Raw genomic sequence first — 1,340 nt, forward strand, 5'->3', positions numbered from 1 at the left:
GCCGCGTGCATCGTCGCGCGATAGTCGCCGCCTTCGGACCAGTCTTTCGCTTCCTGTAAGTACTGAGCCTTCAACGCCGGATCGTTGGTCTTCTTCGCCAGCTCTCGAGCCTCATTGGCTTTCCTATCCGCATAAGTCCCGATGTCGCGCGCCACGGCCTCACCCGCTGCCGTCGCCGCTTGCATCAGACGCGACTGGTCGTTGAGCAAATCCTGTAAATCAGGTGTGCGAGTGACCGTCCCATTCAAGTCAGCAGTATCGCGATTCAAACTCGCCAGATCCTGCGTCTGATTCGCCTCGTCGGTCAGTGTGATCGTGCCTTCGCTTACGCCGGTGCGCGTCGTGGCCCGCTCGCTACCGCTCTCCATTTGCGGCAACATCGGAGAAATCCCACCTGTGTTCTTGCCGGAGCTATTGCCCGTCGTACGCTCGTTCGCACCGCCATTCCCAACGGTGGCGCCGCCACCGACACCAAAACTATTGGCGCTGTATTCCGAATGGTTCTCAATGTCGGAGAACGTCAACGTGGCTGTCGTCAGTTGATTCTTTGACGGATCCGCGGTGCTCGCAATGTAGGCGCCCTTCAGATCGGTGTTACCCGTCACGCCGACGTCGAACCCGCCGCCGCCCGCCTGGATTCCGGATTGCTCCTCCACGCCCGCATAGTTGCCGCTTGCATTGCCGCGTGCGTAGCTCGCGCTCCCCGACGCGCCTCCCATGCTGAGATTTATGCCACCGCTCAGGCTCTGCTGGTGCGCGGAACTCTCGCTCGTATCCTGCACGCTGGCGATGTTCAGATCCCCACCCACGCGCGCAATGACCTTGTCGGCATTCACGTTTGCGCCGACGATATTCGTGTCGCCACCGCTCGCGATCACCGCCGTCTGGCTCGCGTTGATGTGGGTGTTGTTCTGGAATTTGGAATCCGAGTTGGCATCGCCGTTCGACTTCGAGAGCGACGCCGATACGCCCCATCCGCTCGTTCCGTAAGACACGCCTACGCTGCCGCTCTTCGACTCGTTCTCGCTGCGCGACGACTCGGTGTCGGTGCTGTGACTCAGGTTGACCTGATTGTTGGCTTGCAGGAGAACGTCCTTCGCATCGATGTTCGAGCCGATGATGTTGACGTTGCCTTTCCCCGACGCCGCATCCCCGGTCGCAATGAACGCCGCCGTGCCTCCCGCCTTGATGTTGCTCGAAATATTCTGCGCGCTGTCGGACGACGAGGTCGACTTGCTGCTCGACGTCCCCCAGCTCAACTCGATCTTGGCTTCCGGTTTGGCACCGCTGGCGAGCGCATCGAGCGCTCCCTTCCCTTCGCCAAGCGCGCCGACGGCGCC

1 protein-coding gene is annotated in these 1,340 nt (G+C 61.3%); it reads right to left on the minus strand.

Annotation, left to right across the window (positions count from 1 at the left end; all coding sequences use genetic code 11):
- The coding region (locus A985_RS23980) for a hemagglutinin repeat-containing protein (protein WP_039829794.1) at window positions 1–1,340 on the minus strand (1,340 nt) is incomplete at both ends.

The sequence above is a fragment of the Pandoraea sp. B-6 genome (assembly GCF_000282835.1).
GTDB lineage: Bacteria > Pseudomonadota > Gammaproteobacteria > Burkholderiales > Burkholderiaceae > Pandoraea > Pandoraea cepalis.